Source organism: Blautia sp. MSJ-36, assembly GCF_018917985.1.
In the GTDB taxonomy this organism is placed as follows: Bacteria; Bacillota; Clostridia; order Lachnospirales; family Lachnospiraceae; genus Blautia_A.
The window spans coordinates 41,043-47,042 of sequence record NZ_JAHLPQ010000025.1; the positions used below are offsets into that span (position 1 = coordinate 41,043).

Annotated in this window: 7 protein-coding genes and 1 tRNA gene; 1 reads left to right on the plus strand and 7 read right to left on the minus strand. The window is 45.6% G+C overall.

Annotated elements, in window-relative coordinates:
* Positions 1-172: 172 nt before the first annotated feature.
* Positions 173-245 (plus strand) — tRNA-Thr (locus KQI39_RS13910).
* An 88-nt stretch (positions 246-333) separates the two neighbouring features.
* On the opposite strand, the gene KQI39_RS13915 is transcribed toward KQI39_RS13910, so the two are convergent.
* The 7 genes from KQI39_RS13915 to KQI39_RS13945 form a co-directional block, all read right to left on the minus strand.
* Complete coding sequence (locus KQI39_RS13915; protein WP_216419062.1) at positions 334-681, minus strand: hypothetical protein; 348 nt, start codon at positions 679-681, stop codon at positions 334-336.
* Positions 682-755: 74 nt separating this feature from the next.
* A complete protein-coding gene (gene sigH / locus KQI39_RS13920) occupies positions 756-1,349 on the minus strand; it encodes an RNA polymerase sporulation sigma factor SigH (RefSeq protein WP_216419064.1) in 594 nt (197 codons plus the stop codon).
* A 30-nt stretch (positions 1,350-1,379) separates the two neighbouring features.
* The gene (gene rlmB / locus KQI39_RS13925) at positions 1,380-2,105 is read right to left on the minus strand and encodes a 23S rRNA (guanosine(2251)-2'-O)-methyltransferase RlmB (RefSeq protein WP_118064413.1); all 726 of its coding nucleotides are present in this window, start codon (positions 2,103-2,105) and stop codon (positions 1,380-1,382) included.
* A gap of 10 nt (positions 2,106-2,115) precedes the next feature.
* Positions 2,116-2,541: a Mini-ribonuclease 3 gene (locus KQI39_RS13930; RefSeq protein ID WP_216419066.1), complete on the minus strand. Its 426-nt coding sequence runs from the start codon at positions 2,539-2,541 to the stop codon at positions 2,116-2,118.
* Complete coding sequence (gene cysS, locus KQI39_RS13935; protein WP_148447702.1) at positions 2,526-3,935, minus strand: cysteine--tRNA ligase; 1,410 nt, start codon at positions 3,933-3,935, stop codon at positions 2,526-2,528. The genes KQI39_RS13930 and cysS overlap by 16 nt, the downstream gene beginning before the upstream one ends.
* 1 nt (position 3,936) lies before the next feature.
* Positions 3,937-4,428 (minus strand): 2-C-methyl-D-erythritol 2,4-cyclodiphosphate synthase, encoded by a 492-nt coding sequence (gene ispF, locus KQI39_RS13940; protein WP_305840273.1) that lies wholly within the window; start codon positions 4,426-4,428, stop codon positions 3,937-3,939.
* A gap of 70 nt (positions 4,429-4,498) precedes the next feature.
* The gene (locus KQI39_RS13945) at positions 4,499-5,764 is read right to left on the minus strand and encodes a sn-glycerol-1-phosphate dehydrogenase (protein WP_216419070.1); all 1,266 of its coding nucleotides are present in this window, start codon (positions 5,762-5,764) and stop codon (positions 4,499-4,501) included.
* Between the last annotated feature and the right edge of the window lie 236 nt (positions 5,765-6,000).

Below are 6,000 nucleotides of genomic sequence, written 5' to 3' on the forward strand. Positions count from 1 at the left end.
CCTAGATATCGTCCTGATGTTTTATCTTATCATAAATTTGGAGTTTTTGAAAGTTTTTTAAAAAATTTATCTGCACGAAAAAAAATAAAAAAATTTACAAAATATATGTTGACAATTCTCTACTCATCTGATAATATAATCAACTGTGAGCGGCACAAACGTCGCGAAACAAGCTGCTGTGGCTCAGTCGGTAGAGCGTCGCCTTGGTAAGGCGGAGGTCACGGGTTCGATTCCCGTCAGCAGCTTTATTTTTTTGTCTTAAATACTATTATAAACAAAAAAAGTCCCACAGAACTCGCTTCATCCGGCAATTCTGTGGGATTTCTCTATTTTTTACTCTTCTGCCTCTTCTGCTTTTTCTTCTGCCTCATCCGCTGCAGCTTCCTCTGTTTCCGCTTCCGTCTCTTCTTCCTCAGCTGGTGCTTCTTTTGCATCCTCTTCTGTTTCTTTGGAAACTTCTACAGTCTCAGATGCAGTTTTGTCCCAGTCCTGGAAAACTTCCTTCTCTTCTTTTTCTTCTTTCTTCTCGTCCTCTTCAATATCATCGAGATCGTCAAAGTCATCTTCAAAATCGTCTTCACATACAGATTTTCTGGATATGATCGCTGCAATAGCTCCTGCTGCTGCCGCGGTAAGAGCTCCTACTGCAACCAGTCCCCAGTATTTATTGATCTTTGCCATAATTGGTCTCCTTTCTTGTTCCGCTGTTTTTAACATCATTTTAATACTTTTATATCCAAAAGAAAAGAGGGGAATTAACTTTCTCCAAAACAGCGTTTCATTTTTTTGCGGATTCTTCGCAGGGCATTGTCAACAGCCTTCGGCGTTTTGCCCAGAATTTCCGCGATCTCCACATAGCCGTTTCCTGCAACATACAGCTGAAACACCTGATTTTCCATAGAACTTAAGCTCTTTCTCATTTCTTCTTTCAGCGCTGTTACATTTTCCCGGTCAATCAGGATTGCTTCCGGATTATCATGTTCCGTACAGGAATCTCTGAGATTTTCTTCCATTTCCCTGTCACTTAAGGATATATACGTATTCAGCGGCTGGTGTTTCTGACGGTTCGAACTTTTAATCGCACTGTAGATCTGTCTGTCAATACACATATTCGCAAAAGACTGAAAGGATGATTCCCGGTCAGGCTGGTAATCCCGGACTGCTTTAAACAGCCCGATCATACCTTCCTGAATCAGGTCATCGGTATCCCCGCCAATAAGAAACATGGCTCTTGCTTTTTTTCTGACCAGACCTTTGTACTTTTCCATCAGATAATCTGCAATCATGGATTCTCCGGCACGAAGTCTCTGGATGAGAACTTCGTCCTCTGTCTCATTATATCGGCACATTTTTTCTCCGAGCAGCTTAAGCTGTATCTGTTATTTTGCCATTCTCTGTCTCACGATCTCAAATGCAAGCACTCCTGCTGCTACAGAAGCGTTGAGGGAATCAATGTCTCCATTCATTGGGATCGCGGTAGTAAAATCACATTTTTCCTTTACAAGACGGCTGACGCCATTTCCTTCATTTCCGATCACAAGACCGATAGGTCCTGTCAGGTTCTGGCGGTACATCACTTCTCCGTCCATATCCGCGCACACAAACCAGATTCCTTTTTCTTTCAGCTCGTCAATAGTCTGTCCAAGATTGGCAACCTTGGCAACCGGTGTATAATTCAGTGCACCGGCAGAAGTCTTTGCGACAGTAGCTGTCAGACCTACTGCTCTATGTTTCGGGATAATTACTCCATGGGCACCGGCAAGGTTGGCGGTACGGATGATTGCTCCCAGATTATGGGGATCCTCAATATTGTCAAGAAGAATAATAAAAGGAGGCTCCCCTTTTTCTTCTGCTTTTTTCAGGATATCTTCCACTGTGGAATAATCGTAGGCTGCAACCTGCGCGATTACGCCCTGATGTGCACCTGTCTCGCTCATGGAATCCAGACGTTCCTTCGGAACAAACTTTACAATGGTATCATGTTTTCTGGCTTCTCTTGCGATGGTACGGACCGGACCGTCCTGGCAGCCATCCAGAATAAACAGTTTATCAACACATTTGCCAGAACGAAATGCCTCAAGTACCGCATTTCTTCCTTCTATCATTTCAGTCACTTTAAACTTCCTCCTTCTCAAGTCCTGCGTGGACCAGCTCCAGTATCCTTGAAAAATCCTCTTTCAGATAAAGATATCCCATCAGCGCCTCAAAACCTGTGGCACGCCGGTAATCTGCCATGGTCGCATGTTTGGCCATGGTAGCGGAATGGGCGTTTCTTCCTCTCCGGTATACGCTTTTTTCATCTTCTGTCAGAAGCGGTTCAATGATCTCCATCATACCCGACTGCGCGGACGCTTTTACAAGACTGCTGGCTTTTTTGTGGAGACGGTTTACCGGGCAGTTTGCTCTTTTTACGAGGATGGTACGGATCACCAGTTCATAAACACCATCCCCGATATAGGCCAGTGTCAGAGGTGAATAGGTCCGAAGATCTGCGTCTTTGAGATCAAACAGCTCTTTAAGCTCCCTTAAGCTCTCTGCCATTTCACACCTTCTCTTGTATCTTTCAAAATGATACCTTTTTTCAGAAGCTCGTCACGGATCTCATCTGCTCTCTTGAAATCTTTCGCCTTTCTTGCAGCCTGACGCTCCTGGATCAGATCCTCGATCTCTTTATCAAGGATTTCCTCTTTCTTCTCGATCTTCAGTCCCAGCACATCACTGAGTTTGAAAAGTTCCTCATAAAGACCTGCCGCAAATTCTTTTGAGCTGTTTTCGTTTACATTCGTATTGGCAAATTTAACAAGCTCAAAGATGGCAGCAAGTGCATCTGCAGTGTTGAAATCATCATCCATGGCAGCTTCAAATTTGGTAACAAAGCCTTCTGCCTCTTTGAGAAGTGCAAGCTCTTCCTCTGTGATATTTTCTGCTGCCGCATTGTCTTTACGATCGCTGAGCTTGCCTGCAGCCTCCAGGATACGCTCCAGGGAGTTCTTGGCTGCTTCCATCAGATCCGCACTGAAGTTCAGCGGGCTTCTGTAATGTGCGTTCAGCATAAAGAAACGGAGAACCTGAAGATCATACTGCTCACCAATCTGGCGTACAGTACGGAAGTTTCCGAGAGATTTGGACATCTTGCGGTTATCGATATTCAGGAAACCGTTATGCATCCAGTATCTTGCAAAAATTTTGCCATTGCAGCACTCACTCTGTGCAATCTCATTCTCATGATGTGGGAAGATCAGATCCTCTCCGCCTGCGTGGATATCGATCTCTTCTCCAAGATATTTTTTGGACATGACAGAGCACTCGATATGCCAGCCAGGACGTCCGTCGCACCACGGTGACGGCCAGGACGGCTCGCCCTCTTTCTTCGGTTTCCAGAGTACGAAGTCAAGCGGATCTTCCTTCTGATCCTCGCCGGATACCTTCAGGGAACGGAAACCAGACTGGAGATCATCCAGGTTCTTGTGGGAAAGCTTGCCGTACTCTTTGAATTTCTTTACACGGAAATATACGGTTCCGTCAGCTGCCGGATATGCGTATCCCTTGTCAATGAGGGTCTGGATCATGTCGATCATGCCCTGGATCTCCTGTGTTGCCTGAGGTGCGGTTGTGGCAGGTTTTACATTCATGTCTGCCATATCTTTCTTGCACTCTTTGATATAGCGGGTGGAAATTTCCTCTGCGGAAACACCCTCTTCAATGGCTTTTTTGATAATTTTGTCATCCACATCTGTGAAGTTGGATACATAGTTAACCTCGTATCCTTTATATTCCATGTATCTTCGTACTGTATCAAAAATGATCATAGGACGGGCATTTCCGATATGGATCAGATTGTAAACCGTAGGTCCGCAGACATACATTTTTACTTTGCCCTCTTCCAGAGGTACGAATTCCTCTTTTCTTCTTGTGAGTGTGTTAAAAATCTTCATGTTACTCTTCCTCCAATTTCCCGATTCTATACAGGGAGCAGATCGCCTGAGAAGAAATCCCCTCTCCCTGTCCTGTAAAACCAAGGCCTTCTTCTGTGGTTGCCTTGATATTCAGCTGTGATATTTCAATTCCAAGTGCTTTTGCAATGTTTTCTCTCATCTTCGGAATATGTGGTGCCATCTTTGGCTTCTGGGCAATAATCGTGGCATCAATATTCCCCACCGCATAACCGTTTTCTTTCAGAAGCCCGGCAACATGTACCAGAAGTTTCACACTGGAAATTCCCTTATATGCAGGATCTGTATCCGGAAAATGTTTCCCGATATCTCCAAAAGCCGCAGCTCCCAGAAGCGCATCCATGATCGCATGGATCAGTACATCCGCATCGGAATGGCCAAGAAGACCTTTTGCCCAGGGAATGTTTACCCCTCCAAGGATCAGATCTCTGCCTTCTGTCAGCTTATGTACATCATATCCCATTCCTACTCTCATCAAACCATTCCTCACTGCCTTTCCTGAAATTTATGCCAAGTCAACAGAACTTATTGTGATCTTTTTCTGATCAGTATGTGAGCATCTTTCGAAGTCTTAAAAGACTCAGCCTTCTTCTTGTATACGGTGCAAGCAAAAGACTCTCTTCGATCACCTCGCCTGGCAGTCCGACATCCCGGACTCTACTTACACATCCGGCTGTATTCATCATCTCCTGCATATCTGTAACTGCCGGAAGCGCGTCAATGATCTTAAGGATCTTAGGAAGCGCATCGGAAAGTTCTCTCGTGCTCACATCATCCAGAGGTTCCGGAGTGTTTTCTTTTTCGAGTGCTCCGAGAATCCCTTTTTTTCCAAAAGTCTCCTTAAGGAGTTCCTGGTCTTCCTCTGTACAGGTATGGACTTTGCAGGTTCCTCTTCGGATGGCATCCGCAATTTTCTTGTACTCCAGAAGTACCAGCATGGTTCCCGCGGAAACTTTTTCACCGTGGAGCGCATCCAGATGCCCGTTCACAACTTCCATATCCCAGAGATGTACCAGATGATGTTCTGCTCCGGATGCAGGTCTGGAACTCCCGGTCATCTGCATGGCAAGCCCTGACAGCACCAGGGCGTACATCAGCTTCTCACATGCTTCTTCTTCGCCAGCCGCAATCTCCTTCAGATTATCCTTCACAGTCCGGACAGCTCTTGTTTCCAGATTTACCACCTCTGCACAGTAATACTCTTCCGAAAGAATACTGGCTATTTTCCAGTCTGCCAGAGCAATATATTTTCCCAGAATATCCGACACACCGGCAGCGGTAAGTCTCTTCGGTGCTTTTGCAAAAATGTCCATATCCGCAAAAACAAAAAGTGGCGCAGATGCTGCTACTGTCTTTTTCACACCATTCCATGTCATATCTGCTACTGTAGAAGTAAATCCGTCTGAACTGGCTGCGGTGGGCACAGAGACAAAAGGAATCCGGTACTGATGGGCCACAAACCGGCTGAGATCATGGATCGTACCTGCGCCTACCGCAAGAACGAGATCAATGTCCTCTTCCATATAATTCTCCACAATTTCCACAGCCCGTTCATCTGCCTCAAGATCTTCGGCATCCAGGATCAGCACCTGGCACCGGTCGTAGATATCTTCCATCAGTTCCTCTGTTGCCTTGTAACTGTTTGTGTCACAGATCAGAAGCGGGGAAATGTATTCTCTCAGATCTCCGTCTGACATTTCTTCTTCCAGTTTCCCGATAGCTCCTGATTCAATTACAATTTCCTTAACGTCTATGTGGTGCTCCCTCCCGCAGCTGCAAGGTCGGGCAAAATCGTCCGCATCGACTCGCATGTATTTATATCCTCCTGACTTATCTTGATAATTCACAGCGTACGTTTCAATCCGCTGAATGATACAATATTACAGTTTGGTATTATACAGGATTTCTTTTTAAAAATCAATCACAGCAATCATAACCACCGGCTTAGCCGGTGGTTTGCACTGCCCCTATAAGGGGCTCATCCCTGCTTGCGCCCGGAAGGCGCACTGAGAGGGCCCGCCTCTTGCACTGCTTTTCACAGGCTGGC